This window comes from Mesorhizobium sp. B1-1-6 (genome assembly GCF_006443035.1).
Classification (GTDB): Bacteria; Pseudomonadota; Alphaproteobacteria; order Rhizobiales; family Rhizobiaceae; genus Mesorhizobium.
In genome coordinates this window covers 37,231-62,322 of the sequence record NZ_VFWR01000010.1, presented here as the reverse complement: position 1 = coordinate 62,322, position 25,092 = coordinate 37,231, and the positions used below count along the sequence as shown (strand labels likewise).

At 59.3% G+C, this 25,092-nt stretch carries 30 protein-coding genes; 13 read left to right on the top strand and 17 right to left on the bottom strand.

Translation table 11 applies throughout. The features are described from left to right. Positions 1 to 7: 7 nt before the first annotated feature. On the top strand, positions 8 to 385 hold the full coding sequence (locus tag FJ979_RS33475) for a DUF1858 domain-containing protein (protein WP_348640422.1): 378 nt from the start codon (positions 8 to 10) through the stop codon (positions 383 to 385). A gap of 6 nt (positions 386 to 391) precedes the next feature. Here the strand turns inward: FJ979_RS33475 and FJ979_RS20360 are convergent, their stop codons facing one another. Next, complete coding sequence (locus FJ979_RS20360; protein ID WP_140583199.1) at positions 392 to 1,096, bottom strand: Crp/Fnr family transcriptional regulator; 705 nt, start codon at positions 1,094 to 1,096, stop codon at positions 392 to 394. Between the two features lie 219 nt (positions 1,097 to 1,315). Here FJ979_RS20360 and FJ979_RS20355 point away from each other — a divergent pair, with 219 nt between their 5' ends. Together FJ979_RS20355 and FJ979_RS20350 are read left to right on the top strand one after the other, a co-directional pair. Next, positions 1,316 to 1,759, top strand: coding sequence for a pseudoazurin (locus FJ979_RS20355; protein WP_181181796.1), 444 nt, complete (start codon positions 1,316 to 1,318; stop codon positions 1,757 to 1,759). Between the two features lie 87 nt (positions 1,760 to 1,846). Next, the gene (locus FJ979_RS20350; protein WP_140583196.1) at positions 1,847 to 3,052 is read left to right on the top strand and encodes an NnrS family protein; all 1,206 of its coding nucleotides are present in this window, start codon (positions 1,847 to 1,849) and stop codon (positions 3,050 to 3,052) included. A gap of 114 nt (positions 3,053 to 3,166) precedes the next feature. Here the strand turns inward: FJ979_RS20350 and FJ979_RS20345 are convergent, their stop codons facing one another. Together FJ979_RS20345 and hemN are read right to left on the bottom strand one after the other, a co-directional pair. Continuing rightward, a complete protein-coding gene (locus tag FJ979_RS20345; RefSeq protein WP_140583194.1) occupies positions 3,167 to 4,042 on the bottom strand; it encodes a ferritin family protein in 876 nt (291 codons plus the stop codon). Positions 4,043 to 4,723: 681 nt separating this feature from the next. After that, entirely contained in the window at positions 4,724 to 6,076 is a 1,353-nt protein-coding gene (gene hemN, locus FJ979_RS20340; protein ID WP_140583191.1) for an oxygen-independent coproporphyrinogen III oxidase, read from the bottom strand. A gap of 229 nt (positions 6,077 to 6,305) precedes the next feature. Between hemN and FJ979_RS20335 the strand changes: the two genes are divergently transcribed. The 5 genes from FJ979_RS20335 (at position 6,306) to FJ979_RS20315 (ending at position 10,848) form a co-directional block, all read left to right on the top strand. Then, positions 6,306 to 6,584, top strand: coding sequence for a DUF2249 domain-containing protein (locus FJ979_RS20335; protein WP_140583188.1), 279 nt, complete (start codon positions 6,306 to 6,308; stop codon positions 6,582 to 6,584). A 115-nt stretch (positions 6,585 to 6,699) separates the two neighbouring features. Continuing rightward, complete coding sequence (locus FJ979_RS20330) at positions 6,700 to 7,164, top strand: (2Fe-2S)-binding protein (protein ID WP_140583185.1); 465 nt, start codon at positions 6,700 to 6,702, stop codon at positions 7,162 to 7,164. Beyond that, on the top strand, positions 7,161 to 8,030 hold the full coding sequence (locus FJ979_RS20325) for an FAD binding domain-containing protein (RefSeq protein ID WP_181181795.1): 870 nt from the start codon (positions 7,161 to 7,163) through the stop codon (positions 8,028 to 8,030). The genes FJ979_RS20330 and FJ979_RS20325 overlap by 4 nt, the downstream gene beginning before the upstream one ends. Next, the gene (locus FJ979_RS20320) at positions 8,027 to 10,273 is read left to right on the top strand and encodes a molybdopterin cofactor-binding domain-containing protein (RefSeq protein ID WP_140583179.1); all 2,247 of its coding nucleotides are present in this window, start codon (positions 8,027 to 8,029) and stop codon (positions 10,271 to 10,273) included. The genes FJ979_RS20325 and FJ979_RS20320 overlap by 4 nt, the downstream gene beginning before the upstream one ends. Before the next feature lie 167 nt (positions 10,274 to 10,440). Further along, positions 10,441 to 10,848, top strand: coding sequence for a hypothetical protein (locus tag FJ979_RS20315; RefSeq protein WP_140583176.1), 408 nt, complete (start codon positions 10,441 to 10,443; stop codon positions 10,846 to 10,848). A gap of 116 nt (positions 10,849 to 10,964) precedes the next feature. Here FJ979_RS20315 and mog read toward each other — a convergent pair whose 3' ends face one another. From mog to FJ979_RS20290, 5 genes are read right to left on the bottom strand one after another with little or no spacing between them, the layout of a single operon-like run. Next, positions 10,965 to 11,471: a molybdopterin adenylyltransferase gene (gene mog / locus FJ979_RS20310; RefSeq protein ID WP_140583173.1), complete on the bottom strand. Its 507-nt coding sequence runs from the start codon at positions 11,469 to 11,471 to the stop codon at positions 10,965 to 10,967. A gap of 21 nt (positions 11,472 to 11,492) precedes the next feature. Beyond that, a complete protein-coding gene (locus FJ979_RS20305) occupies positions 11,493 to 12,392 on the bottom strand; it encodes a U32 family peptidase (protein WP_140583170.1) in 900 nt (299 codons plus the stop codon). Positions 12,393 to 12,396: 4 nt separating this feature from the next. Continuing rightward, positions 12,397 to 13,380 (bottom strand): peptidase U32 family protein, encoded by a 984-nt coding sequence (locus FJ979_RS20300; RefSeq protein ID WP_210241475.1) that lies wholly within the window; start codon positions 13,378 to 13,380, stop codon positions 12,397 to 12,399. An 11-nt stretch (positions 13,381 to 13,391) separates the two neighbouring features. Further along, on the bottom strand, positions 13,392 to 13,940 hold the full coding sequence (locus FJ979_RS20295; protein ID WP_140583164.1) for an SCP2 sterol-binding domain-containing protein: 549 nt from the start codon (positions 13,938 to 13,940) through the stop codon (positions 13,392 to 13,394). Between the two features lie 29 nt (positions 13,941 to 13,969). Further along, positions 13,970 to 14,413, bottom strand: a complete 444-nt coding sequence (locus FJ979_RS20290; protein WP_140583161.1) for a hypothetical protein — start codon at positions 14,411 to 14,413, stop codon at positions 13,970 to 13,972. Positions 14,414 to 14,570: 157 nt separating this feature from the next. Between FJ979_RS20290 and FJ979_RS20285 the strand changes: the two genes are divergently transcribed. The 3 genes from FJ979_RS20285 to FJ979_RS33135 are packed head-to-tail and all read left to right on the top strand — an operon-like array spanning position 14,571 to position 16,952. Continuing rightward, complete coding sequence (locus tag FJ979_RS20285; RefSeq protein WP_140583159.1) at positions 14,571 to 16,079, top strand: UbiD family decarboxylase; 1,509 nt, start codon at positions 14,571 to 14,573, stop codon at positions 16,077 to 16,079. Then, positions 16,076 to 16,660, top strand: coding sequence for a UbiX family flavin prenyltransferase (locus FJ979_RS20280; protein WP_140583156.1), 585 nt, complete (start codon positions 16,076 to 16,078; stop codon positions 16,658 to 16,660). The genes FJ979_RS20285 and FJ979_RS20280 overlap by 4 nt, the downstream gene beginning before the upstream one ends. Before the next feature lie 37 nt (positions 16,661 to 16,697). Continuing rightward, positions 16,698 to 16,952: a DUF2249 domain-containing protein gene (locus FJ979_RS33135; protein WP_281406005.1), complete on the top strand. Its 255-nt coding sequence runs from the start codon at positions 16,698 to 16,700 to the stop codon at positions 16,950 to 16,952. Positions 16,953 to 17,012: 60 nt separating this feature from the next. Here the strand turns inward: FJ979_RS33135 and FJ979_RS20270 are convergent, their stop codons facing one another. Both FJ979_RS20270 and FJ979_RS20265 read right to left on the bottom strand, forming a co-directional pair. Continuing rightward, positions 17,013 to 17,489: a plastocyanin/azurin family copper-binding protein gene (locus FJ979_RS20270; RefSeq protein ID WP_140583491.1), complete on the bottom strand. Its 477-nt coding sequence runs from the start codon at positions 17,487 to 17,489 to the stop codon at positions 17,013 to 17,015. A 131-nt stretch (positions 17,490 to 17,620) separates the two neighbouring features. Continuing rightward, entirely contained in the window at positions 17,621 to 18,010 is a 390-nt protein-coding gene (locus tag FJ979_RS20265) for a hypothetical protein (RefSeq protein ID WP_140583151.1), read from the bottom strand. Positions 18,011 to 18,271: 261 nt separating this feature from the next. Between FJ979_RS20265 and FJ979_RS20260 the strand changes: the two genes are divergently transcribed. Further along, positions 18,272 to 19,435 carry an NnrS family protein gene (locus tag FJ979_RS20260; RefSeq protein ID WP_140583148.1) on the top strand — a complete coding sequence of 388 codons (1,164 nt, stop codon included), beginning with the start codon at positions 18,272 to 18,274 and terminating at the stop codon, positions 19,433 to 19,435. Between the two features lie 12 nt (positions 19,436 to 19,447). Here FJ979_RS20260 and FJ979_RS20255 read toward each other — a convergent pair whose 3' ends face one another. From FJ979_RS20255 to FJ979_RS20235, 5 genes are all read right to left on the bottom strand, one after another. Further along, entirely contained in the window at positions 19,448 to 20,863 is a 1,416-nt protein-coding gene (locus FJ979_RS20255; RefSeq protein WP_140583146.1) for a 4Fe-4S binding protein, read from the bottom strand. Then, positions 20,860 to 21,708: an FTR1 family protein gene (locus FJ979_RS20250; RefSeq protein ID WP_140583143.1), complete on the bottom strand. Its 849-nt coding sequence runs from the start codon at positions 21,706 to 21,708 to the stop codon at positions 20,860 to 20,862. Before FJ979_RS20250 ends, FJ979_RS20255 begins: the two co-directional genes overlap by 4 nt. Beyond that, positions 21,705 to 22,064 (bottom strand): cupredoxin domain-containing protein, encoded by a 360-nt coding sequence (locus FJ979_RS20245; protein WP_140583141.1) that lies wholly within the window; start codon positions 22,062 to 22,064, stop codon positions 21,705 to 21,707. Before FJ979_RS20245 ends, FJ979_RS20250 begins: the two co-directional genes overlap by 4 nt. Positions 22,065 to 22,171: 107 nt before the next feature. Then, positions 22,172 to 22,717, bottom strand: a complete 546-nt coding sequence (locus FJ979_RS20240; RefSeq protein ID WP_140583138.1) for an iron transporter — start codon at positions 22,715 to 22,717, stop codon at positions 22,172 to 22,174. 283 nt (positions 22,718 to 23,000) lie between these two features. Then, positions 23,001 to 23,528 carry a GNAT family N-acetyltransferase gene (locus FJ979_RS20235; RefSeq protein WP_140583136.1) on the bottom strand — a complete coding sequence of 176 codons (528 nt, stop codon included), beginning with the start codon at positions 23,526 to 23,528 and terminating at the stop codon, positions 23,001 to 23,003. A gap of 90 nt (positions 23,529 to 23,618) precedes the next feature. Between FJ979_RS20235 and FJ979_RS20230 the strand changes: the two genes are divergently transcribed. Further along, positions 23,619 to 23,969, top strand: coding sequence for a hypothetical protein (locus FJ979_RS20230; protein ID WP_140583133.1), 351 nt, complete (start codon positions 23,619 to 23,621; stop codon positions 23,967 to 23,969). Here the strand turns inward: FJ979_RS20230 and FJ979_RS32595 are convergent. Further along, complete coding sequence (locus FJ979_RS32595; protein WP_181181793.1) at positions 23,949 to 24,125, bottom strand: hypothetical protein; 177 nt, start codon at positions 24,123 to 24,125, stop codon at positions 23,949 to 23,951. The two genes, FJ979_RS20230 and FJ979_RS32595, sit on opposite strands and share 21 nt — an antisense overlap. A 100-nt stretch (positions 24,126 to 24,225) precedes the next feature. After that, positions 24,226 to 24,939 carry a cyclic nucleotide-binding domain-containing protein gene (locus FJ979_RS20225; protein ID WP_140583489.1) on the bottom strand — a complete coding sequence of 238 codons (714 nt, stop codon included), beginning with the start codon at positions 24,937 to 24,939 and terminating at the stop codon, positions 24,226 to 24,228. Between the last annotated feature and the right edge of the window lie 153 nt (positions 24,940 to 25,092).

Here is a 25,092-nt window from a genome sequence, read left to right as displayed (position 1 = left end):
AGCCCATTTGACCATCTGCGAGATCGTCCTTCCTGCCACTGACGGAGGCTCTCTGCCCGTCATTCGTGCAGCAGGCTGCGGGGACTGGTCATCTCCCTCTTTGTTCCAGCGCAACGATCATCTTGCAAAGCGGCTGCATGTTGTTCGCATTGCAACGCGGACAAAAGGTATGAAACCTCGATTCAGCGACGATGTCACGATGGACGCAATCATGCGCGAGTGGCCAGCAACCATCCGCGTTGTTCTCCAGCATGGCATGCTTTGCGTCGGCTGCCCAATTGCTTCGTTCCACTCCATTTCCGAAGCGGCGCGGGAGCACGGGCTGAACGAAGAATCACTTCGTTTCGATCTGCATGCCGCTATTAACCGAACCGAAGCAGATTAGTTTTTTTCAGTTTTTCCCGGTCCGCCCTTCAACGAGTACAAGCAGGCGGTGAGGTTCAACCACGGTCACCTTCTCGCGCCCGCTTTTGACGAGCCCTTTTTCCTCCCAAGATGAGAGCAATCGGCTCACCGTATGCAGCGTCGTTCCTGTCATCTCGGCAATGTCCTGCCGTGAGATCGGGAAGTCGATCATGATTCCTTCGTCAGTCTTCCGGCCTGTCTGCTTGACCAGCTTAAGCAGCGCGTGGGCGACGCGCTGATCCACCTGCTCGGTGGACATCTCGATGACGCGCGTGTGGGCATCCTGCAGCCGGGTGCCCACTGTCTTGTAGGTGTTGGCACCAAAATTGGGGAAAGCTTCCGCAAATCTTGGCCAAAGGTGGCCTGGCCATGCAAGCACGACGCAGTCGGCTGCGGCGATTGCGCTGGCTGGATACGTGGTGCGGCCTATCGCGTGCGCGATCCCCAGTAGTTCGCCAGGGCTGATATATCGTACCGTCACCTCCTGGCCGTCAGGCGTTGTTTTGATGACGCGGACATGCCCGTCGAGCAGCAGGAAAAAAGACTGCGCTTCCTGCTCCTGCTCGAACACGGGTTGGTCCTTGGGTATCCGTAACGACCTGGCTTGGCCGATTACATAATCGAGCTCCGGGGGGGCAATGCCTTCAAAGGCAGATAGCCCGGCAATCAACGAGCGATCGAGGCGGCTCAACTGCAGCGCCTTTTCCAAAGCTTTACTATGATCATGAAAGGCATTCCGTATCCGTCGAACCGCACAATGTCACAGCCAGCCGACTGGCGGCAAGTGGCGCATACCGCGGCCTCTTTGTTTCCCCTTTGTTTGCGCTGCAGCAAAGTTCTCACGTCAAGATAGCCTACAAGAACGAGAGTGGTGGGCGCCGCCGAGAACTTTAGCAGGGAAGATAAGATCATGAGACACGCAATCGTAGTCGCCGCCGCGCTCATGGCATCTATGTTGGCTGAAGGTGCACAGGCTGCCGATCACCAAGTCCAGATGCTTAACAAAGGCGCGAAAGACGTGATGGTCTTTCAGCCTGACTTTGTCCAAGCTGCGCCCGGCGACACCGTCACTTTCGTGCCGACGGACGAGGGTCATAATGCAGAAAGCATCTGGGGCATGATCCCGGACGGTGCAAAGACCTTTAAGGGCAAGGCGAGCGAACAAATCACCGTTACGCTCGACAAGGAAGGTGTCTACGGCGTGAAGTGCGCACCTCACTATGGAATGGGCATGGTGGCGCTGATCGTAGTCGGCAAGCCGGTCAATCTGGCGCGGGCAGCGGGTGTCAAACAGTCGGGCAAGGCGAAAAGAGTGTTCGAGACCCTGTGGGATCAAGTTCAAGTCGCCAATTAGGTTGTGTAAATCTCATTCTGTAAATCAACAGAGTCCTGCAAGCGGACATTAGACCGCCTGACTTCCTCCTTTTTTGAAATGAATTTGATGGCAATTCCTCGCACCCGACCAAGCGCTTATCCGGCGGTTCTGTCTTACGGTTTCCGGCCGTTCTTCCTGCTCGGTTCTCTGTATGCCGGAGCAGCCATCCTCTTCTGGCTGCCGTTGTTTTACGGCCAGCTCACAACCTCCAGCGTCTTTCTGCCCGTTGATTGGCATGTCCATGAGATGCTCTTTGGCTATCTCGCGGCAATCATGACGGGATTCCTGCTGACGGCCATCCCGAACTGGACTGGACGTCTGCCTGTGCAAGGCCTGCCCCTGCTAGCGCTCGTCCTGCTGTGGCTTGCAGGGCGGCTTGCGGTGTTCTTTTCAGCTGACACTGGCTGGCTCGTCGGAGCCGCAGTCGACTGCGCATTTCTCCTGGCGGTAGCAGCCGCTGCGGCGACCGAAATCATCGCGGGCCGAAACTGGCGAAACCTGAAGGTGCTGCTGCCGGTTGCCGTGCTTTTGGCGGCCAACGTGATGTTTCATGCCGAAGCGCACTATAAAGGCATCTCGGACATTAGCCGCCGGCTCGGCCTCGGGGCCGCTGTCGTTCTCATAATGATTATAGGGGGACGCGTTGTTCCCAGTTTCACCCGGAATTGGTTGGCGCGCGAAAATCAGGGACGTCTGCCGTCCCCGTTCAGCCATTTCGACGCAGCAACGATCGCACTGTCCGCGACCGCATTGGCGGCCTGGGCCTTCTTTCCTGAAAGCAACGTAACGGGCGCAATGCTGATCGCCGGAGCGGTCCTCAACGCCATGCGACTTGCGCGCTGGGCTGGTGATCGCACGCTCCGCGATCCGCTGGTGCTGATCCTCCACGTAGCGTTCGTCTTTGTGCCGATCGGTTTTCTGCTGGCCGGACTTGCCGCCGTCCTACCGGAGATCGTTCCTTCTGCGGCTGGGATTCACGCGTTCGGCGTAGGTGCGGTGGCATGCATGACGCTCGCCGTCATGACCCGAGCCACCCTTGGGCATACAGGCCGCGAGTTGCGGGCGGGCATTGGCACATGCGCAATCTTTGTCGCGATCGTGCTCGCGGCCATCCTTCGCATCGGCGCCGCGTTCGTGCCTGCAGAAGAAGTGCTTCTCCATATGTCGGCGACGTTGTGGGTGGTGGCCTTCCTCGGATACGCGGCTCTGTTTGGCGGTATGCTCGTTCAACCCAAATTACGTGCGCGGCAGCCGAACAAAGCGGCTTCATGACGGGCGGACCGCATCGTATCCAAAGGAAACGGGAATAAGGCTGGCATGCTAGGGTTGCGAATCCGAAATCCTGTGATCTTGGAACAGCGCGACGACGAAGGTCGGTATCGGATACTAATCGTCCGGCGATTCTATCGGCCGTTCCTCAAGATATCTCAAAGTGGCCAAGCGTTTGATGGCCGTCGTTGCAAGGATTTGAGCTCGGTCGCGGTCGGCCTGAAATGGAAGGCTTTCCCCCGCATTGAGGTAGGATTCAGCCAGGAGTTCGCAGAGCGCATCCAAGGATTCCGGCGATCGGTTGCTAATTGAATTGCTCGGTCCGAGCGGATTGCCAGTGAGTTGTTTTGCAAGGTCTCCTGCCTCTGCCGCCAGACGGCTAAGAACGGCTTTGTCATGTTTCCCTCTAAAAGCCGCAAACGCGTTCAGCCGGTTCGCGATCTGTTCTTCCATGTTTGCTAGGTCGCCAGAGGTGACAAATGTCGCTTCGGCGTCACGACGGGAAGAGAATGCGCGCCGGCGTTCAATTCGCAGAACACGAGCATGTTCCAGTTCCTCGCTAGCCATCTCCTCGGAAGCGGACCGGACCTCCATTGAAGTCGCATTCGCAGCGACGTAGGACCAAAAGGCAAAAGCGCGCTCTTCATTTCTCACTGCCATCGCGAACGAATGGTAAGCATCCACAAGTTCCGGCGAGACCACGGCCGCATCCTCGTCGTCGAAAACATCTTTTGGCGTCCATCGGAGCTGCCTCAGATCCGGATCGTTGCCGCCGGATTTTCGGGACCAGCGAACGACGTTTTCGATATGGCTTGTTTCCTCCCTGACTAAGCGCTCGAAAACCTCCGCCAGTCTCGCCTGACCGTTATCGCGCATTCGCTTCGCCAGTTCCGCGTACTTTTCCGCAGATTCTGTCTCCATAGCGAATGCGATCGCCATAAGTTCGGCCATCGACCTGACAGCCGCCGCCGGCTCTGCCTTCAAACGGGACATGACTCTCCTCCGATGCCAATTTTTTGACAGTAGGCCAACTGCCTCGAAGTTGTTTGCGCTGCGTCAAAGAACTCTCGTCCAACAACCCCCGACATGTGCGCCAAAGTCCGCTGGCGGACTTGAGGCCTTGGAAATGCTGAGAAACTGAAGAAGCAAGTCGATGCCGGAGGGCATCTCCATTCGATCCTGGCATTCCTCGCTGTCTGGTCCGCGCCTACCTATGTCGCCGGAAGCCTCCGTAGGGTACTGATCGATACGGGGAATTCGAAGGCGTCCGCCGCAGCACCCCGAACGATTGGATATGCCTACCTCGACTCCGATTCTCGAGCGCTGTTGGCTATTCGGGCAAACCGATCGGAATCCCTGTAGGCATTGTCCACGGGATCAAGTTGGTCGAGTACAAAGAAACCCGATTGTCTGTACGCAAGCCGCAGGCGTAGGTCCTCGCGGCGCTCAATTCGCTGATCGGCAAAGGACCTCAGCCGTGGTCGGCTGTGCGAGTTTGAGCGTAGTCGCGCGGGAGGCCGCGACGATTGATGCGCCGAAGACCGCCTTCGATTTGATGGGTTTGGACAACATTGTTGGTGCGATTGAATGATTCGATGACGTCGAAGCCATCAGACGCCAGCATGTGGCACATTAACCCTAGCGGGGACTACGGAAACGGACAGCGATGGCGCTTCAGGCGGCCCTGCCATGGGCCCGCGGCGATTGTTCCAGATAGGTGTCGAAAGCGGAAGCGGCGGCACGGACGAAAAACGGGTACTCCCTGCGCACCCGAATGAGGCCTTCCGTCACCTCCAGCACTCCGTCATTTGCCATTGCCTGGAGGCGCCCTCCGGTGTCGAGTATCGGAGTGGGATCGAAGCCGAATTGAGAGCAGATTGCCGGAACGTCGACTTCGAAATCGCACATCAGCCGCTCAATGATCGCGCCACGGATTCGATCTTCAGCGGTGAGCCGATAACCCTTCGAGGTCGCCAGCCGACCGGAAGTTGTGTGCCGCGCGTAAAGACCGAGCGCAACCTCGTTCTGAACGTAGCCATTGTCGGTTCTGCCGATGGCCGAGGCGCCGAGACCGATCAACGTTTGGCAAGTATCAGTCGTATAACCCTGAAAATTCCGGCGGAGTGTTCCGGCTTCCTGCGCTCGCATGAGATCGTCGGTCGGCAAAGCGAAGTGATCAAGGCCGATTTGCCTATAGCCGGCGGCCGTAAGCACATCGGCGATCGCACGCGCCTGATCATTGCGGTCCATGCTGTCCGGCAGAGCCGTCTCATCGATCATGCGCTGGTGCTTTTTGAATGTGGGAACGTGAGCGTAGCCGAATACAGCGAACCGGTCCGGTCGCATGGTGATGGCCGCGATCGCTGTGTCGACGCATGAACGCACCGTCTGGTGCGGGAGACCGTAGATGAGGTCAAAATTAATTTTCTCTACGCGATTTCTGCGGAGATGGTGCACCGCTTCAGCTGTGATCTCTTCACTTTGGATACGATTGACCGCTTTCTGCACCAAAGGATCGAAGCTCTGGACGCCGAGGCTGGCTCGCCCGACGCCTGCATGCCCCAATGTCTGAGCCATGTCAGACGTCAGCGTGCGCGGATCGATCTCGATTGCGATCGCAGAAGTTTCGTTGAATTCAAACCGGTGGCGCAGGAGATCCATTAGCGCCACAAACTCTGCCGGCTCCAGGATCGTAGGCGTGCCACCGCCAAAATGCACCTCGCCGATGCAAAGACGTCCGGGCACGTGATCGGCTACCAAGTGAATCTCCTCCCGTAAGACAGCGAGATAGTCGAGAATCGGCTCGTCCTTTTTCGTAATCGTGGTGTGGCAACCGCAGTACCAGCACATCGATCGGCAGAAGGGGATGTGAAGATAAAGCGATACTGGCTCACCTTTAGGAAGGTTCGCCAGCCAGTCGGCATAAGTGCCTGGACCCACGGCGGGCGAGAAACGCGGAGCCGTTGGGTAGCTGGTATAGCGGGGGAGGCGGGCATCGCCATATTTTCTCAGGATGGATGATTGCAACGGAACTTTCCTGCTCAGTGTATGGAAGGTCAGTCATGCTAACCGTTCGCCCGCAGGGCTCTTTGCGAAATGGCAACAAGCGGCAATTTCCCGATGTGATCAGGATTCGCGGAGTTGTTTGCGTTTCGACAAATAGGCTGGCTGATCACGGGGTAAGTTTTCGCGCCGGGATCGATCATCGCCGCCGTCTCTTGGCTCCAACCTTTCAGGCGGCCGGGAATCAATCGACATGGCAGACCCAGAACTCGCATCGACGCCTTTGATCGACGTGCGGACCATCCCTCCGATAGATCGCCATCCGAGAATTTTCGGGGTCGCGACTGCACTGACCGAGGGGGCTTCTTTCATCATAGTCAACGACCACGATCCGCGACCTCTGCACTATCAGATCGAAGCCAGATATCCTGGTGTATTTTCCTGGGAGTACCTTGAGCGGGGGCCTGACGTCTGGCGCGTCGAAGTCGGCAGACTGCAATCGTCTGGCTGCGATTGTTGCTGCGGCAGCTGATGACCAGCGTCCGGCAGCACTTTGCAGGCATTCTTGTGCATCGCCGATTGGTCCGGTCGCCGCCGTCCAGTTCAAACCTTCGAAACATCAAAGGCGAGGGGGCCTCGCCGTGAGAATGTCGCTGAAGGTTAACGGTCAGCCGATCGAGACGGAAATTTCGCCAATCTCGCGATTGAGCGGGTTTCTTCGCAACATCCTTGGTCTGACAGGTGTCAAGGAAGGCTGTTGCGAAGGTGAGTGTGGCGCCTGCACGGTGCTGCTGGATGGCCAGCCGGTCGATTCCTGCCTGATGCTGGCATTTCAAGCCGCAGGGCGCGAAATCACCACCATCGAGGGACTCTGTCGGAGCGGCATCACCGATCTGCAACAGGTCTTCTTGGAGATGGGTGCCGTGCAGTGCGGTTATTGCACGCCGGGGATGGTGCTGGCAGCTGAGGCACTCTTGCGCGCCAATCCCACCCCAGGCGAAGCCGAAATCCGACATGCGTTGGCAGGAAACATCTGCCGATGCACGGGGTTCGAGACCATCGTGCAAGCAGTCGCTACCGCAGCTGCCTCGCGCCAGGGGGCAGGACGATGAACGCGCTCGCGGTCGCTACGCCTGTCGATTTGACCGAGCTGCGGGCGACGCTCGCCGCGGACGCTGGGCCGGTGCGTTTCGTTGCCGGAGGGACCGACATGCTGATCTCGGGTCGCCCGTTGCCGGAAACCGGACTGCTGGTTGATCTGGCGCGCGTAGCGGGCATGGCCTTCATTGACAGCTGCGTAGGGGACGTTCGCATTGGGGCTGCCACCACTGTGGCAGCCCTCGCCGCAGACCAGGGACTGAGAACACGACTCGCCGCGCTGTGCGAGGCTGCCGCTCAATGCGGCTCCGTGCAGATACGGAACCGCGCCACTATCGGCGGCAACATCGCCAATGCCGCTCCTGCCGCCGATTTAATACCCGTGCTGGTCGCCGCAGGGGCGCGGCTGGCGTTGCTCCAGCGCGATGGGACACAGTGCGAGATCGCGCTAGGTGAATATGCGCAGATCTCCGGTCAGTTAATCATCGAAGTGATCCTGCCGGAGAGCTGCCTTCTACCGCGAAGTGCCTTCGTAAAGCTCGGATCCCGGCAGGACATGACTATCTCACGCCTCAATCTGGCGTTGCTGGCTGAGTTTCGGAATGATCATTTCGGCCTCGTACGGATTGCAGCTGGAGCGGTCGGTCCCGCCCCTGGCCGATTGCACCTGGCGGAGGCGGCGCTTGCGGGCCGCAAGCTGGAGGCCGCCACGTTGCACAATTTCATTTCGGCATTGGTCGCCGAGGTCGACACGGCCATTCCCGGACGGACCTCGCGGCTCTACAAGCGCCGCGCGATCGCGGGATTGGGGCTTGACCTGATCGCACAGGCCGTGGGGCTGAGCCCGCTTGACCGGCTCTTCGAGGATGCAGCGCAATGAACCAGATATCCCGCCGTGTGCAACTCGTTGACGGCGTGGCCAAGGTCACGGGCGCACTGCAGTTCACGGCGGATTTGAATGTTGAAGAATTGCTGTACAGCGCGCTCGTTTTGAGCCCGCGTCCTCACGCCCGCGTCGCCCATGTCGATGTCACGTCCGCGTTGGCGGTCGAGGGTGTACACGCTGTCTTCTGGCATGAGAATACGCCGCAGCACCACTACAACAGCTCGATCTGGTTCGCCGGGCAGGAGGCGCTGGCGGACGAGCGAATGTTCCCTCCGGTGGTGCGCCACATAGGCGACCGGGTGGCGGCTGTGGTGGCGGACACGGAGGAGATCGCGCGCCACGCGGGACGGCTGATCTCAGTCGAATATGTGGATCTCCCTGCAATATTTGATCCTGAAGCCGCGCTCGCTCATGCCGGACCGGTGATGCGTGACGACGGCATTCCCGCCTTCATGAACCCCGTGGCCGAGGAGAGCTTCACCCATGGCGATCTTGATGCCGGATTTGCCGCCGCCGACCTGATGGTGGAGACACGCGTCACAACTCCGCGCAGCCATCATTGTGCGATCGAACCCCACGCCTGCATCGCCAAGCCCGAACCCGATGGCCGCATCCTGATTCTTTCACCTTGTCAGAGCGTCTTTGCCGTGCAGGCAGTCGTCGTCCAGGCACTGGGAGTGCGGCAAGATAAGATACGCGTGGTGAAGACGCCTATCGGCGGCTCCTTCGGCGGTAAGGCCGAGCCGATTCTCGATCCGTTGTGCGCATTCTTTGCGCAGATGCTGGGGCGGCCGGTGATGATCCGCTACGACCGGCATGAAACCTTCATCGCGACCCGTACGCGGTCAAGCGTCACGGGTTGGATGCGGATCGGGCTCAGCTCCGATGGCCGTATTCTGGCGCGCGAGACCGAGACGCTGGTGGACATAGGCTCCTATTGCACGGGGGGCAACTACCTGCCCAGCTCGATGCTTCAACGGCTGGTCCGGCTCTATGACGTTCCTGCCGAGCGCTACAGGGGCCGCGCAGTCTACACCAACACTGTCCCCGCGGGCGCTTTTCGCGGCTACGGCTCGCCGCAGATACACACGGTGGCTGAGATCACGCTGGATATAGCAGCGCGGCGGCTTGGCATGGATCCAGTGGCGATCCGCCTGAGGAATCTCGTCAGCCCGGGCGCGATTGAACCCTGGCAGGGGCTCGACGTCGGTAACGCCCGTGGGAGAGAATGCCTGATGCGTGGAGCCGATGCCTTTGGATGGAAGGCACGCAGACAGCCGGGCGCCGGGCGAGGGCGGTGGCGAAGAGGAGTGGGGGTGGCTTCAGCCACTCATATCAACGGCTGCTATCCAGGTTTTCACGAGGAGACTACGGCGACGCTACGGCTCCTGCCCGACGGCCGAGCGGAACTGGTTTGCGCTCTCCATGATCTCGGCTGCGGGGCGGATACCACTCTCGCGCAGATTGCGGGCGAAACGTTGGGTTTGAGGGCATCGGACATCGCCATTGTTCCCGCAGACACCGACAGCTGTCCCTACGATCTCGGCACACGCGCCAGTCGCATGACCTATATTTGCGGGGAAGCGATCCGGCGTGCAGGGATAGCGCTAGCGGAGGCGATCCGGACCGCAGCAGTGCTTGAGTTGAATACAGAAGTCAGAGGTTTGCGGCTGGAGGGGGGCGCAGTACGCCGCCCGGACGGCTCGGGACTGGCGCTCTCCGACCTCGCTGCTCGTCTGGGCGCACGGGGGGAAGAGTTACCCGCGGCGACCGAAATCTATCGCGCCCAGGCCAACCCAGGGTCATACGCCGCGCATTTTGCGGAAGTGGAAGTGGACAGGCTCACAGGCCGCGTGCGAGTCACGGACTATCTTGCCGCCCACGATGTCGGTCGAGCGATCAACCCGATGCTGGTGGAAGGCCAGATCCACGGGGGAATCCAAATTGGTATCGGATATGCCCTTTACGAAGATGTTGCGATTGACCCGGTCACTGGCCGGATGCGTGGCGACAGCTTCAGCCGCTATACCTTGGCCAATGCCTCTGAGATGCCGCCGATGCGTGTCCTGCTGATCGAAGAGGGTGAGCCGACCGGTCCGTTCGGAGCCAAAGCCGTCGGCGAGATCGCGACTGTTCCGGTTGCGGCGGCGGTGGTCAACGCCGTCAACAATGCCCTGGGCACCGAACTGACAGATCTGCCGCTTTCGCCAGAACGCATCCTTGCCTCGGTGGGTTGAGAGGGCGGCAAATGGGAAACACTGCGCAGCGCTGTCGGGTGCAACTCTCGGAAGGTTATCCGTTTCGAGTTGGCCAGACGCAGCCCACTTCCCGTGGCCAACATAGAACATTCGTTGCCAGCATAGCAATTTGAATTGCGTTAAAGTCGCTAGATGAGGATACCGACATGCCAGTCAATCAGGCTGTTGTATTGCTAGGATTTCGAGAGGCGAAGGTATTTTTACTTAAAGGGTTCATGAAAAACGACGTCGAGACTAGGATTATTCACGATCGTCGCCTGATAAGAAGCTGCGATGGTCAGAAAGGGAAGGGCACTGAGAGGCACGATTTCTTTCGCGACGTCGTTCGCTCTCTGGACGGCAGCTTGGAATGGTTAATCTTAGGAAATAGGTCGAGCTGTTTTGGGCTGCTCATGTACATTTGCCATCAGAAGTTGGAAAGTCGCGTCGTAGGGGTGGAGGCGATAGATGTGCCCACAGACGCGGATGTGCTTTCGCGCGCACGTGATTATTTTGCGAAACACGACGAGGTTGTTGCTTGGCAGCAATTGCCCGAACATAGTTCGGACCGCTGAGAGAAGGTATCGATCGCGAAAATCGCCACTCGCCGAAACTGTGCTCCAACTTTCGCACGCCCGCAAATCGCTTCGCCGCCTAGCTACGCGCCTCTAAAGGCCCTGTCGGCGCGAGATCATCCGAACAACGCTGGATTCGGTATGATTGGCGCTGCTCCGATCAGTTCGAGGCAGTACGGCACTGCAGGAAAGACGGCGTCCAAGCACACATCGATCGAGGCTGGCTTACCTGGCAGATTAATAATCAGCGAACGGCCGCGCACTCCGGCGGTCTGTCGCGAAAGGATTGCGGTGCGCACATGCCGCAAGCTGGCCTGCCTCATGAGCTCCCCAAAACCAAGAAGCTCCTTGGTGATGACCTGCTGCATGGCTTCGGGAGTCAGATCCCGAGGAGAAGGACCGGTTCCTCCAGTTGTGAGGACAAGATCGACCCCGTGCTGGTCGCAAAGCTCGATAAGCACATCCCGGACGCTCTCCAGTCCGTCTGGGACAATGCGGCGGACGAAATCACAGGGTGTTGCCAAGACATCGCGAAGCCAGCGCTCGATGGCGGGCCCGCCAAGATCTTCGTAGTCGCCGCGGCTTGCACGGTCCGACACCGTGACGATTGCAATCTGAGTCATTTTTCCGTTCGATCGTCTTCTTCAGATTGAAGCGGTCGCCTGCCATCCGGGCTTGGCATGGGAGTATCCATCGACCAGCGTGCCGGGCAAATCGAGGCACGAAAGGACAAAGCGAGCACCCTCGGGATCGTCTCTGCCGTCGACAAGCGCTCTGTACGTCTTTGCCACCTCGACCATATCGCACGTGTGCGGAGACAGACGGATACGCCGAACGCCTCTGGAGGTGAGATCCGCGGGTGCGGGGCAGAAGGCCTGCACCTGGTTAGAGAGCGTCTGCACGCCATTGATCGCGAGGAACTGCTGGTCGTCGAGCGTGTCTACGGCAAGACCATCCGGGTCTCTTTCGCAGGTAAACTGGCAGGAATCCTTATGAAGGCCGTGGATGCGTGCGTGATAGCATCGGCCGGAAAGCGCCAGCGGCAGCCGACCGAAGACGAAAATCTCGAATTCCGCCTCGGGACATGCGCCCGCTATGCCGCCGACAGCGGCGAGCGACAATTCCACGGGCGGGCAAATCGTTCGAGCACCGCGCTGGATCAGGAACTGAGCCGAAGCCTCATTATAGACGTTCAGGAACGGACCGGTCACGAAGGGCTTGCCGGAGCGTGACGGCAGGGCGGTGACGTCGTTGATCTCGACCAGCCGCTCGTCGGTGCAGAGGTCCGCGATGCTTCTGCGCTCTCGAACGGTTGCCGCCGCCGCCAGCGTGGACAGCACCACTTCCTTTCCCGCACGCTCGAGGCGTTCGATGATCTCGGGCCATGCCGGATCCGAAAACGGCATCCGCTTGCCGCATACGACTTCGCCGACATGGACGCGGTCGATCGGAGCCTCGTCTGCTATCCTGCGGTAGAAGTCCAAGAGGCGGTCGGGCGACCAGTGGAAGAACACGGGCCCAAGCGTCAACGCGATTTCAGGCACAGTCCTATCTCCATTTCTTGCTGAAGGCTCCTACCGTCTGCCGGGCGCCTTCCGACTGGCCGGCAAGAATCCGATCGATCTCGATCGCGTCGCCACCTTGCTCGACCGCGTCAACGGCCTTCCGGAAGGCACGGACCACTTCCGTGACGTAACCTTTGCCACGCTGGCGTCCTTCGATCTTCAAGGCGGTTACGCCGGCGGCTTTCAACCCGGCAATCATCCCGCCGGCGTTCAGGCTGACGGGATCCTCGAACAAATAGGAGGTCTTGCCGCCAGCCTTGAACTTGCCCTTGCACAAAGTGGGGTAGCCTACTGGCTCGCCAGGCTGATAGCGCTCGATCGTGAACCCTGAAAGCCGTGCCGCCGTGCTGTTCGGCTCGTCGTCGTAACTCACCATTTCGGGTGGCGAACAGACGCCATTCAGATTTGGCGATTTTCCTGTCGCGTATGAAGAGAGATAGCATCGGCCTTCGATCATCACGCAAAGGCCGCCGAACACGAATGCTTCCGTTTCCACGTCGATCGCACGATTGAGCGCCGCGATCTCCTGGATCGAAAGTACCCGCGGCAGGACGACGCGACGGATGCCGAAACTGGTCGCGTAGAATCCGATTGCTTCCGGCGTCGCGGCCGCGGCCTGTACGGAGAGATGAAGACGAACTTGCTTATGGTTTTTCGCGACGTGATCGAGGACGGCGATGTCCGCCGCGATGATCGCGTTTGCGCCGCATTCGGCCGCCGTGTCCGCGGCCTTCTTCCAAAGGTCGACATCATTGACCCGCGCGAAGGTGTTGATAGCGACCAGAACCTTGCTGCCGTGGTCATCCGCGAAGCGGACGCCCTCGGCCAGTTCTTCCCCGGAGAAGTTGAGTCCCGGGAAATTCCGGGCATTCGTTTCGTCGCGAAATCCGCAATACACTGCGTCCGCGCCTGCCTGAACGGCTGCCCTCAACGTAGCGGGGGTTCCGGCCGGGCAGACAAGCTCCATGCGTCCTCTTGTCATGCCTCTGGCGCCTCGCGTCTGGAATTTCGATTGGTCATTTGGCGCGCGACGCTCAATGCGCCGAGAATGCCCGTATCGGCGAGACGAGCCAGTGCGCCGCGCAAGCCGAGCAGATCCGCCGGGCGAAGCTCGGCATCCTCGATCGTGTTCCTCAGCGCGAGCACCGCCTCCGTGCGGCCGCTGATCGAGATGATCCGGCTGAAGAAAAGCGCGTCGCCATCAAGCGTGCCGTCGAGCAGGCTCAACAGTGTCAGAATAGGTCCCCTGATCTGGACGCTTGATGTCGCGGCCTCACTTTTCCTGACGACACGAACGATCGAGCGCTCTGCGTCCGGTACGATGGTAAATGCGAAGGCGAGGTCGATCGGGTCGATGAAATAGCAAGCTGTTCGATGTTCGCCCAAGCGGTCGAACAATCGGGGCTGTCGCCCGGCCAAAGAGCGTAAGGACTGCGTGAGCAGCGGGCCGAGTGGCCAGCCGGCGAAGGCCGGGAAAAGATGGCGAACGACCGCCGGCAATGTCGGTTCCGTGTTTCCCGTCGCCATTCAATGCATCCTGTCCGTATGGGGGTCGCTCAAGAGGATTTTACGAGAGAGAGGATGGGGCGCCTTTTGCCGAGCAGCTCTGCAAAATTGCCCCTATTCGGACAGAAATCCTGATAATGGCTTTCGAAATCGAAGGCGGCCATGTGACTATGACACTGGCGACGATGCGGGCATGTAATGCAGGTCCGTGACATCAAGCGGTCCCGCGCGATCTGCCGCGAATCAAAGGTGTCCGGATCGATGCCAATTGAGAGCATCGCTGGTGTCAGCATGTCTTCCGAGGCGTACGGCAGTTGCATGGCTGCGTCGAATTCGCCTTGCGTCAGACCGATGTCATTCAAGATGCCTGTGCACTCATCCCAACCCATTGCCCAAAATTCTCTTGTCGCTGCCCTGCTCCGCCGCCGGTCCGCAAGAAGGGAAATAACGGACCGCCAAGCTCCGACAGTTTCGCTGATGAGATTGCCTGCCATGTGAAATCCCCTTTGCCTCGATCGCCTTCCTCGGAAGTGATGTGAGATGGGAAAATAGCGGGGGCGGATCGTTCGCTCTTTGCGCTAGCGCAAAGTTTCTCGTCAGCGCTCATGGCAAAATTGCTCGCCCGACGATCCGGTCGAGCCGGATTTCGCCATGCATCACCGCTGTCTCCCGTCGTTTTCGGACCTCGGCTCATTCCTTTCGTACCTGGAGCGGAATGGACAACTACAGGACGTCGGGGCGCCTGTTTCGACACGGCTCGAACTGACCGAGATACACAGGCGGGTGATTGCCTCGAAAGGCCCAGCGCTTCGCCTGACCACGCCTGTTGACGATCGCGGCGTTAAGTCAGCCTTTCCCGTCGTAGCAAATCTTTTCGGCACCCGGGAACGTGTCGCCTGGGGCCTTGGCACCGACCTTCACGGGCTGGAAACCCTCGGCGCACTCCTTGCATGGATGAGATCGCCCCAGGCCCCGCAGAACCTTCGTCAGGCCCGACAGATGCTTCCTGCGGCGCGCGGTGCACTCGTGGCGCGGCCGAAGATCGTCTCCCCACCCAGAGAGTGGCGGGACGCCGATCCCGATTTTTCGCTTCTTCCTGTCCAGACATGTTGGCCGGGAGACGCCGGCCCCCTCATAACGTGGCCAGTGGTCATTACTCGCCCGCCTGGCGAGGACGACCCGAGCACATACAATCTGGGCATATATCGCATGCAGGTGCTTGCTCGTGATCGGGCCATCATACGATGGCTGCCCATGCGAGGTGGCGCCGCCCACCATCGTATATGGCAGGCGAGGGGTCTTGAGATGCCGGTGGCGGTCGTCATCGGGGCGGATCCCGCGACGCTGATCGCGTCGGTGATGCCGGCGCCTGAAGGCGTGTCGGAGCTGGCACTGTCCGGGATGATCAACAACCGCCGTGTCGGGTTGGCGCCATGCAAAAGCATTATTCTTCACGTGCCTGCCAGTGCGGAAATCGTGCTTGAAGGTGCCGTCTCTTCAACAGAGACAGCGCTGGAGGGCCCTTTCGGCGATCACACCGGATATTACAACGCGGCGGAACGATACCCCGTATTCAACCTCAAGCGCGTTCGCGTTCGCGACGGGGCAAATTACCTGACCACGTTCACCGGACGCGCGCCCGACGAGCCCTCGGTTCTCGGCGAGGCACTGCTCGATGTGTACAAGCCACTCCTGCGCCAGCAGATACCGGAAATCATCGACGTGTGGCTTCCACCCGAAGCCTGCTCCTACAGGATTGCCGTTATCTCGATCGCCAAGAAATATACCGGACAAGCCAGACGCGTGATGATGGGGTTCTGGTCCCTGCTGCCGCAGTTCTCGATGACCAAGATGATCGTCGTGGTGGATGACGACATCGACATTCGATCATGGCCGGACGTGATGTGGGCGGTCGCCACCCGCATGGATCCCTCGCGCGATCTGATGCAGGTGGACCGGACCCCTATCGACCAGCTTGATTTCGCGTCACCGCTCGAGGGGCTTGGAGGAAAGATCGGGTTCGATGCGACGCGCAAGATTGGATCGGAAACTTCCCGCGAATGGGGAAAGGAGCTGACCATGTCAGCCGATATCGAGGAGCAGGTATCCCAACGATGGAACGAGCTTTTTTCGCAAACGATCGCTCAGAGGCAACAATGACCAAACGGTTGATAGTCGGCGTCACAGGTGCATCCGGCGCAGTGCTTGCGCTGGAGACGATACGTCAGTTGGTCAGGGCCGGGGTGGAGACGCATCTCGTCGTCTCCAAGGGCGCGCGATTGGCCATCCCCCATGAACTCGGCTCCGACGGTCTTGCCCAACTGACGTCTGTCGCCAACCACGCATATTCCTATCAGGACTTAGCCGCACCCATTGCCAGCGGCTCTTTCAGAACGGATGGCATGATCGTCGTTCCCTGTTCGATGCGGACCTTGGCGGCCATGGCGCATGGGTTGGGCGACAACCTTCTTACAAGGGCCGCCGATGTCGTTCTCAAGGAAAAGCGCCGGCTGGTCATCGTGCCGCGCGAGGCGCCGCTCCACGAAGGGCACCTTGACGCGATGCTCAGGCTGGCACGGATGGGGGCGATCATCGCACCGCCAGTACCGCCGTTCTATGTCAAGCTGGCCTCGATTGAGGAAATGGTGGTCGAGATGGCTGCCCGACTGGTTGGCTGGGCGGGCGTCGACCCGGGCGAAAAGCTCACGCGTTGGGGCGAAAAGAAAGTCGTCGCCGCGTGATCATCCTGATGGATTGGCTCAACGTGCAAGGATAGCAATGAATTTTCAGACGTCGAAAGGCGCGACATATGACGTACGGAAACTTCCACCTGAAAGGAAGCAGTCCGCTGTATTGTCAATGTTCGACGGACTCAAACCCGGTCAGACATTCGTGGTCGTTCTCGATTTTGATCCTGATAAACTCAGGCGTCAGTTCGAAGCGTTCTTTGCTGGCGAACACATCTGGGTTTGCCTTAGACCGGGGCCGCCAGAATGGCTGATCGAGATAGGAAGACCTCAACCTGCGCAGTGATGTCGAGCTCTACGAAATGAGGTCGCACACGCCGATCAACCGATCTGGTCACCTCAAGACTCAGTTGGCAGTGACCGTGAGGGCCCCCTTCATTCCAAGCTCATAATGACCCGGTATCAGGCAGGCAAACTCGAACCTGCCGACGCTTGTGAAGGCCCAGACGATCTCGCCCTTTCCTTGGGGACCGATGCGAATCGCATTGAGGTCGGCGTGTTCCATGTCGGGAAGCCTCTCCATCCCGACCTTATGCTCCATCACCTGCTCATGCGTATCCATGACAAATTCGTGGTCGTATTCGCCTTCATTGGTGAAGGCGAGACGCACTGTCTCGCCTCTTTTTACGGTGACTGAAACCGGATCGAACGCCATCGATCCATCTTCGTTCTCGATCATGCTTATCCTGATGGTACGGGCTGCTTTGGCAGCCATGCCCGGCTGACCGATAGTCATCAGTTCATGGCCGCCCTCAGTGCCGGAATGCATTCCTGCGGCAAGCGCCGGGGCGGCGAAGAGGACCATGGCGACTGTTGGCATCATGCATTTCTTCACGCGATTTCTCCTTTGTGAAATGTGTTGAGTTTCACCCATGCCGGAGGTGGCCGCGGGCTCTGTTCGGACCGCGATCGGCGGAACCGGGTCGGCCTTCACCAGCTCTTGCGGCTGATCACCTATGGCCCCGTCTGCACCGGGGATAAACTGAGTTGCCGCATCGAAAATGCACCCTCCTTTGCGGTGCTCGCGATATCGTCAAACAGGAGTGCGAGATCCATGTAGACGCTGCGATCCCGTTCGGCTGCGCCCATTTCATCGAGATCCTGCAGGAAGAAGAGAATGGCTTCGATGCGCTCGCGTTGACTGCGGGCGTTGGCAAGATGTTCGCGTGCCGCGCGCCGGACTTCCAGAGCCGTAAATCGCGCCAGCGTCTCGTCGAGCCTGGAACGGCACTCACAATCGAGCCGGGCGTCCTTGATCAAATTTGCCAGCCTCCCGACAACGGCCATGTCAGCAAAGCGCCGGGAACCGTCATCAACACTACTCAATGGAACGTTTTGTTTCATCTTCTTCGCTCCTAGGGCAGACGTTTCGCAGCCGGTCGCAACGCGAACAGACGCCGCGCGCCTTGCCAGTCGGCAAACGCGGTCTCGAAAATTGTTTTGATTATAATCGACCATTTTGCAGCCTGTTTGCGCTGGAGCAAACACGGAGATCGATCATCGACGGTATTGCCTTCGGATTGAGGTTTTTCCGACCGCCGATCATTCGGGTTGCGAAGCGGCACGAGGATGCTGTGTCAGTCATCCCCGTAGAGGAATTCTTGCATGGCTACAGAAGGGAGTGCGCTCACTTTCGATGCGCAGCAGAAGCAGACGTCGGCGCCGTTTCGGCCATTTTTTCTTATCGCCGGGCTGGACGCGATTGTAGGCGCGGCGGTTTGGCTGCCATCGGCGTTCGGAATACCGGGCATCGGCCCGACCGAGATTTCTCGCGGCGATTGGCATCGCGACGTGCTTCTGTTCGGGATGGTTCCAGCCATTTTGACTGGCTTTCTGTTGACGGCGCTGCCCCGATGGACAGGACGACGTGCAGTGACGCCGCTCACCACGCTTTTGCTGGTTGCTCTATGGCTGTGCAGCCGGGGGACTTTCCTGTTCCTGTCGCATTCGGCCGGGCTTGCCCTCTCGGCGCTTTTGGTGCTGACGCTCCTCTTGATCGCGGCGGGCCAAGTGATCGCCAGTCGCGACCGCCGCAACCTGAAGATAGTGTTTCTGCTGCTTATCTTCTATGGCAGCAACGTGCTCGCAGCAGCGTCCTACCAGGCAGAATTTGCACTGCGACTAGCCCTGGCTTCGATCATCGGCCTCCTCATGATCATCGGAGGACGGGTCGTGCCGGCTTTGACCATGGCTTACGTCGAAAGCGCCGGCGGCCGGATCTTCATCGATCGCTCCGCTGTTTTTGAGTACGCGGCAGCGGTCGTGGCGGCATGCGCCCTTGGTTCGTGGGTTGTTGCGCCGCAGGCACAATTCACCGGCCTTGCCTGCGCCCTTGCCGCCTGCAGTCAGGTGATGCGAGTCGCCCAGTGGAGGGGATGGCGGATGGTGGCGTCGTCGTCAGTTCTCGCTCTTCATATTGGGTACGGCTGGATCACCGTCGGTTTCGGGCTTCTGGCGATCCACATTTTCGCGCCTGCAAGGCTGGGGCAGGCCGCTGCCGTTCATGCTTGGACGATCGGCGCCATCGGCACGATGGCTCTCGCCATCATGGCGAGCATGATCCGCAAGCACAGCCGCCGCGCCTTCGCGTCTTCTGTTCCGGCGACCGGCGCGTTTGTAGCGATGACGATTTGCTGCCTGTCGCGCCTCCTGGTCGAATTGTTGCCCGGCGACGGCGGTCCTTTAACGAGTCTTTCAGGCACCCTGTGGGTTGTCGCCTTCGGCCTGTTCCTGGTTGCATTCCGTCGAATGCTCATACCGCAAATATGAGGCAACGCCGGCTTACCAGACCCAGAAAAGCAGAAGCCAGTCGGCGTCGGTGACGATCATGGCCAACCCGACGAAGGATATTGCGAGCACTCGTCGGCCAAGTTCCCGATTATAGAGACCCGTCACCTGCCAACACAGCACTCCGGACCAGATAGTCGCAAGCACGAGCATCATCGCACGAAGCGGGCCGACGAATGGAAGTTCAATGCCGTCCGAACGGAGTTGACTGACCGTGAGTGCGGAAAGGCCGAGAAAGACCCCGACGCCAGCCAAGGGTATCAGTGCCTGGGCAAGGTGATGGAATCGCGCGGGCTGCCAGAGACCAAGGCTGCGCGTGGCAAAGGCCAGCATTGACGTCGTCAACCCACCGCAGGCGAGGGCCGTCGCAAGCACATAGGCGACGAGCAGCGCTCCGTCGAGGAGCGTCATCACATCGCTCCTCTGAGGATAATTGGTTAGCACCCACCAAGGGGCTGTGGCTTCGAGCGGCCAGACCACCCCGCTATCGACCAGCCGCTCCGCTATCCACTGCTTGGCGGCAACGAACCAGGGACTGACAGACCATTGAAATGCGCCAACGGCCAGACCCATGAGGCCGAAGACGATCAGTATCGTCTCCCAGGGTTTGGCCACGTTCCCGGCAACATGAATGATCTCATGGTTCGGCGATCGGCAAGCCAGACGGATTGCTCCACGAAAACCGCTGCACCGTCCGCACATGTGACAGTCGGCGGCACCGCGCATGGTCCGGAACGGCACCAGCGGCGCACAGTTGACAGCCCCCGGCTTAATCTCGGAGAGCTGGGACTGTTGCCAGAGCGGCGGATCTACACGGAAATGCAGCGGAGCCAGCTTAGCCAGTAGGCCAAAGACACCGCTGACCGGACAGAGATAGCGGCACCACACGCGCTTGTTGCGCCCGTAGAGGTAGCCGATCACGGCGGCCGCCAACGTCGAGCCTCCGAGAATCAGGAGCGTTGGACGGGGGTACTGGTAGACGCTCGTCATCTGGCCGTACAACGTTGTGCAGGCGAAGGCGATCGTGGGCCAGCCGGGCCACATCATCCAGCGCGGGATCGCTCTCCCAAGCCCACGTCCGCTGACGAATTCGGTTATCGCTCCTTCCGGACAGAGAATACCACACCACATCCGTCCGACCAGCGCGGTGCTCAAGAGCACGAGCGGCCACCAGACACCCCAGAAGGCAAACTGCGCAAAGCGGGTGAAATTGCTCCACAAATAGGCCATGTCGTCCGGAAGAGGCAGGAAGACGGGAACGACGAGCAGGATGGCGTAGATCAGCACGACGGACCATTGTGCGATCCGGATCGACCGTTGATTGCGCTGCAGCCAATCCCCGAGACTCTGCCAGACGTCGCTCGGCGGGACGGGCTGAACGTGTCGTTGCGGCGCGACCCGTATCGTCATGGCGCGCGTTCTGCGGGATGAGGCCGCCCTGATCGCAGCAGTGCGACGGCGGCGATCCAGTAAAGCGCGTAAACGAGGACCGTCATCAGTTCGGGCCGGGCGCGATAGCCTGTCATGGCAGCAACAATGCCGCCAAGCCTGCCCGTATCGTCCAGAAGCCAGGACGTGTCCCACAGCGATCCGGAGAGCGGCGGAATGAGTTCCAGCCCCATGGCGCGGTCAAGAGCAGCCATCAATAATGATGCGGCCAGCGCCAACAGAAGGATTTCCGTGGCGCGGAAGAATATAGACCAGGGGAAGCGCCTGGCGGCCACTTGAATCAGCCAATAGAATGCGGCAGCAAAAGCAAACCCCGCTACGACGGCCGCAAGGGTCCCGGGCAGCGCCGTTTCGCTCGCCGATGCCAAGAGGCCGTAGAGGAAAACAACCGTTTCACTGCCTTCCCGCATCACCGCGATAGCAGCCAGGAAGAAAAGGCCCAACCAGTTGCGGCCAGTCAGCGCGCGCTCTGCGCCGCGTTCAAGTTCTTGCTTCAGCCCCCTGCCTTGCCTGTGCATCCAGACGACCATCTGCAGTATGAGTAAGGCGGCCAGTCCGGCCATGGCGATCTGAAAATAATCTTCTCGGTCTCCTTTGAGCAGGCTCGCCAAGGACAGGATGACCAAAGCCAGAAGTGCGGCCCCGGCGATGCCTGCGGCGACGCCGGCCCAAAGGAAATATCGTCCGGTTGTGGCTCTCGCGCCAGCGTGATGTGTCAGCCATCCCTGCAGAATGCCGACGACCAGAAGTGCCTCTATGCTCTCGCGCCAAACCACGAAGGCGACCTGTCCGAAGAGAGCGGTCATTGGATCGCAGGCTCCTTGGCGATGAGCATGGCGGGCGGCATGCCGGGATGAAAATCGTCGAAGAAGCGATACTCGCCGGGATTGAGACGCAGGATGACGACGAAGGATGTCACGCCGGGTCCCAGCACCTTCTCCTTGCGCAGCTCAACGCTTTCGAACTCGACAGGACTGGAGCCGGTATTGCGAAGCTCCAGTTTGAAGCGCGCATTGGCCGGCACCTCGATCGATCGCGGCGCGATCGCGCCGTCGCTGAGCTCGATGACAAAGGTCGGATTTTCATCAGCGGCCGCCGGATGCGCGTTTGCCAGAAGGCAGACCGCGATGGCGACCAGTGTCGGATGGGGGAAAAGGGTCATTTTCGGCTGTCCGTCCTGTTTTGCCGCTCTGCGTTGCACTCAACGAGCCGGAAGGCGACAATGCAGAATGAGCTAATACAAATTTCGAAGTGGCAGCTGACCCAGGTCTAGTAACCGCCCTTCTTGCCGACGCCGGCATAGGTGAATTCGTATTCGACGTGAAAGGTCTCAGGCCACGCTCCGACACCCGTCTCCTTGTCGACATGTCTTCCGAAATGCGAGGACGCGTCGGGCCCTTCCGAGGCAACGCTAAACTGAAGGCTGTATTTGCCTGGTCCCATCAGCTTCACGTTGTCGCCATAATGCGGACCGTCGCTGGCGACCATGGGCATGAAAACGCCGCCCACCTTCTGATTCCCATCGAGCTTGGTCAGCACATATTCGATTCTAAGGTTGGGGATCCAATCGCCTTCGGCAAAGCCATTGGCATTGTCACGCGTGGCATGGATATCGGCCTCCAGATGCATATCGGAATCGGCCGCGGGTCTCATGATGTGAGCTGGCTCCATCTCGATCGGCTGCAGATAGACGGCGGCAACCTCCATGCCGTTCATGAGTTTAGGTTCGCCAATGGGGTATTCCAGCGCGCAAGCTCCTGAAGCGGTTACCAGAAGAGCTGCGATGGATGAAAATAAGATCAACTGACGAGACATGACTGCTCCTTGCTATCGACGGCGACGATCTTTGCCTTCGGCTGATATTTCCGGATCGGCAACGAAACGGGTTCCGACAAATCCCGGAACCGGGTCAGGTGAACCGACAAACATGATCGCAATTGTCTACTTATTTGCGGGATCAGCCGCTTCTTTGCGCCAGCGCAAAGAACACAACGTTTTATTGAAACTGGGGGCCGCCTCTGATTTCCACCGATCGCGCCGGTTGCGAAATGGTCCCATGTTCATCCCCAACTCGACGGGTGTTCTGCTGACCGCTGCTTCAAGAAGCTGCTGTGCAACCCAGCTGTCGCCGAACCAGAACAAGCGTCGGATCATCGGGGTAGGCCGTCACAGTGAAGCCCATATCGCGCTCGAGTTCGATAGCGGCGCGGTTTTCGCGGCTCTCGATCGACTCGATGGTGTCGAGGCCTAGCTCCTCAGCATATTTTGCGATGTAAGAGAGCAACTCCCAGCTGACGCCCAGGTGCTTGTGATCTTCCCGAGTGCAGATAGCGACTTCTCCGTGCCGACGAGGCTGATCGCATGCCAACATCGCAACAGCGACCAGCAACCCGTTCACCGAAAAGGCAAGGAAGTTGTGTATATCTGCATCATCGGAGCGCGTCATCGCGACGAGCCGCTCGTGTGAGACCACCTTCAACCCGCCGAGAAAGCGAAACCGCAAATCATCCGGCGTCACATGGGTAAAGAACTCTGCCAAAGCAGGCTCGTCTTCGGGCCGTGCGCGGCGCACCTCGAAGCGAAATCCAGTGCGTGTGGTAAGAGTGCCGTTGCTGTTCGTGGTCATGTGTTGCCTGCAATCTCGAGTTTTTTTTCGATAGGATGGAACTCCGCTTCATCGCCAACACAATGGCAGCCGATGGCAGTTGCGTCCTTGATGCGCATCAAAGACGCGAGTGAAGTTAGGCCGCTCGGGCGAGAAATGTCCGCTCATTTGATCGAGATCAATGGGGTGGCCGAGATCAAAGTGTCTTCGAAGATTCAGCAGTTTATCGAAGAGGTCGCCCCCCCAATGGCCGATGTCGTTTCCAGGCTTGTCAGGGAGTGCAACTTTACGCGCAGCAAAGGTGCGGACTTTCCCACCATCTGGCAGACCATGTTGAAGATGCATCCGTACGTTGCAGGGCCGCCGGTGCAGGACTGGGATGAGCAAGGACCTATCCTCAAGGTTCCCCTGATAACAGGTCGCCATCTCATATTTGGCGCTTCAGGCTTTCGGCTTGACTGAATTCTGGCGAGGTTTCTCGTCCAAATCCATTTTGATCAGCGCACGGCGCTGTTTGCGTGATTTATGACGCGATTCGAAAGAGGCGTAAGCCAGCACAGCGAGGAAGGCAAAGACATCCAACACTAAGATGGTGATCGTCGAGCTGTCCGTTGGCACACCTGTTCTCCTTCCTCAACTGGTTGAGGTGACGGCAAGAGTGACGGACAGGCGTTGACTTGGATCAACCAAAAGCAGTGATTGCCGCGACTTCGGTCAATCAGACTATGAAGTCATCGATATCTGCCCCGTCGATAAGCGGGTCGGGTTTGCATTCTGCAGCAAGGCCGGGAGCGTCAAGGATCGCTATCGTCTGCCCGTTTACCCTAATGCTCGATCTCCCGAGCTTCGCGAGCGCACGCGAAAAGGATTCGCGGGTTATGCCGAGCTCCGAAGCGATGAGTGTCTTCTCAAATGGCAGAACGGCTCGATCCGGCGTGCCCTGCCGCTTCGAAAGGGCCAGGACATAGCATCCGACACGCTGGGTCGAGGATCTTAATTTGAGGCTCTTAACCTGCCGGACCATGCGTCGAAATTGTTGTGCGAGGCTTCCGATGACCGCATGTGCCAACAAAGGGTCTGCCTCCACAGCTGTGCGAAACACCGCCGCATGAATCAACAGAAAGCGCGAGGGCTCAGGTACGCGTGCCTGCATGAGGTAGGGTGCACCTGTCACGACAGCGGCAGGGATGATGAGGTCAGGGGCCCGAACGGCCTCGATCAGCACTTCACGGCCTTCGTTGGATCGTCCAAACAACTGGACTGATCCCGACAGAACGATGAGTTGGAAGTTCGGCACATCACCTTGCTCGAACAAGACGGTGCCGGAGGCCACGCCGTGGACCATGGCGTTTCGCAGCAGGTCGGATCGCTTGGATGAGGATAGCGCCCGAAACAGCGGCAACGCGTCCGGTTCCACTTCCTTGTCCGTCATTCCATGCAACAGATTGTCTCCTCGATCGAGGCTCTCCCAATCACGGCCGCATAATTCGTGACAAAAGTCACAGCAGTCTTTGACCTAGATCAATGTAGCAGGCCGCCAGCTTGGCCATTTTGGCTTCGGGCGGACCGGTTCCGCTCCTAAGGG

Excerpts from the sequence above, each read along its gene's own strand:
- FJ979_RS20355 (WP_181181796.1), top strand. The coding sequence starts at position 1,316 with ATGAGACACGCAATCGTAGTCGCCGCCGCGCTCATGGCATCTATGTTG.
- FJ979_RS20350 (WP_140583196.1), top strand. The coding sequence starts at position 1,847 with ATGGCAATTCCTCGCACCCGACCAAGCGCTTATCCGGCGGTTCTGTCT.
- FJ979_RS20345 (WP_140583194.1), bottom strand. The coding sequence starts at position 4,042 with ATGTCCCGTTTGAAGGCAGAGCCGGCGGCGGCTGTCAGGTCGATGGCC.
- FJ979_RS20335 (WP_140583188.1), top strand. The coding sequence starts at position 6,306 with ATGGCAGACCCAGAACTCGCATCGACGCCTTTGATCGACGTGCGGACC.
- FJ979_RS20330 (WP_140583185.1), top strand. The coding sequence starts at position 6,700 with ATGTCGCTGAAGGTTAACGGTCAGCCGATCGAGACGGAAATTTCGCCA.
- FJ979_RS20325 (WP_181181795.1), top strand. The coding sequence starts at position 7,161 with ATGAACGCGCTCGCGGTCGCTACGCCTGTCGATTTGACCGAGCTGCGG.
- FJ979_RS20320 (WP_140583179.1), top strand. The coding sequence starts at position 8,027 with ATGAACCAGATATCCCGCCGTGTGCAACTCGTTGACGGCGTGGCCAAG.
- FJ979_RS20315 (WP_140583176.1), top strand. The coding sequence starts at position 10,441 with ATGCCAGTCAATCAGGCTGTTGTATTGCTAGGATTTCGAGAGGCGAAG.
- mog (WP_140583173.1), bottom strand. The coding sequence starts at position 11,471 with ATGACTCAGATTGCAATCGTCACGGTGTCGGACCGTGCAAGCCGCGGC.
- FJ979_RS20300 (WP_210241475.1), bottom strand. The coding sequence starts at position 13,380 with ATGGAGCTTGTCTGCCCGGCCGGAACCCCCGCTACGTTGAGGGCAGCC.
- FJ979_RS20295 (WP_140583164.1), bottom strand. The coding sequence starts at position 13,940 with ATGGCGACGGGAAACACGGAACCGACATTGCCGGCGGTCGTTCGCCAT.
- FJ979_RS20290 (WP_140583161.1), bottom strand. The coding sequence starts at position 14,413 with ATGGCAGGCAATCTCATCAGCGAAACTGTCGGAGCTTGGCGGTCCGTT.
- FJ979_RS20285 (WP_140583159.1), top strand. The coding sequence starts at position 14,571 with ATGCATCACCGCTGTCTCCCGTCGTTTTCGGACCTCGGCTCATTCCTT.
- FJ979_RS20280 (WP_140583156.1), top strand. The coding sequence starts at position 16,076 with ATGACCAAACGGTTGATAGTCGGCGTCACAGGTGCATCCGGCGCAGTG.
- FJ979_RS33135 (WP_281406005.1), top strand. The coding sequence starts at position 16,698 with ATGAATTTTCAGACGTCGAAAGGCGCGACATATGACGTACGGAAACTT.
- FJ979_RS20270 (WP_140583491.1), bottom strand. The coding sequence starts at position 17,489 with ATGATGCCAACAGTCGCCATGGTCCTCTTCGCCGCCCCGGCGCTTGCC.
- FJ979_RS20265 (WP_140583151.1), bottom strand. The coding sequence starts at position 18,010 with ATGAAACAAAACGTTCCATTGAGTAGTGTTGATGACGGTTCCCGGCGC.
- FJ979_RS20260 (WP_140583148.1), top strand. The coding sequence starts at position 18,272 with ATGGCTACAGAAGGGAGTGCGCTCACTTTCGATGCGCAGCAGAAGCAG.
- FJ979_RS20255 (WP_140583146.1), bottom strand. The coding sequence starts at position 20,863 with ATGACGATACGGGTCGCGCCGCAACGACACGTTCAGCCCGTCCCGCCG.
- FJ979_RS20250 (WP_140583143.1), bottom strand. The coding sequence starts at position 21,708 with ATGACCGCTCTCTTCGGACAGGTCGCCTTCGTGGTTTGGCGCGAGAGC.
- FJ979_RS20245 (WP_140583141.1), bottom strand. The coding sequence starts at position 22,064 with ATGACCCTTTTCCCCCATCCGACACTGGTCGCCATCGCGGTCTGCCTT.
- FJ979_RS20240 (WP_140583138.1), bottom strand. The coding sequence starts at position 22,717 with ATGTCTCGTCAGTTGATCTTATTTTCATCCATCGCAGCTCTTCTGGTA.
- FJ979_RS20235 (WP_140583136.1), bottom strand. The coding sequence starts at position 23,528 with ATGACCACGAACAGCAACGGCACTCTTACCACACGCACTGGATTTCGC.
- FJ979_RS20230 (WP_140583133.1), top strand. The coding sequence starts at position 23,619 with ATGCGCATCAAAGACGCGAGTGAAGTTAGGCCGCTCGGGCGAGAAATG.
- FJ979_RS20225 (WP_140583489.1), bottom strand. The coding sequence starts at position 24,939 with ATGACGGACAAGGAAGTGGAACCGGACGCGTTGCCGCTGTTTCGGGCG.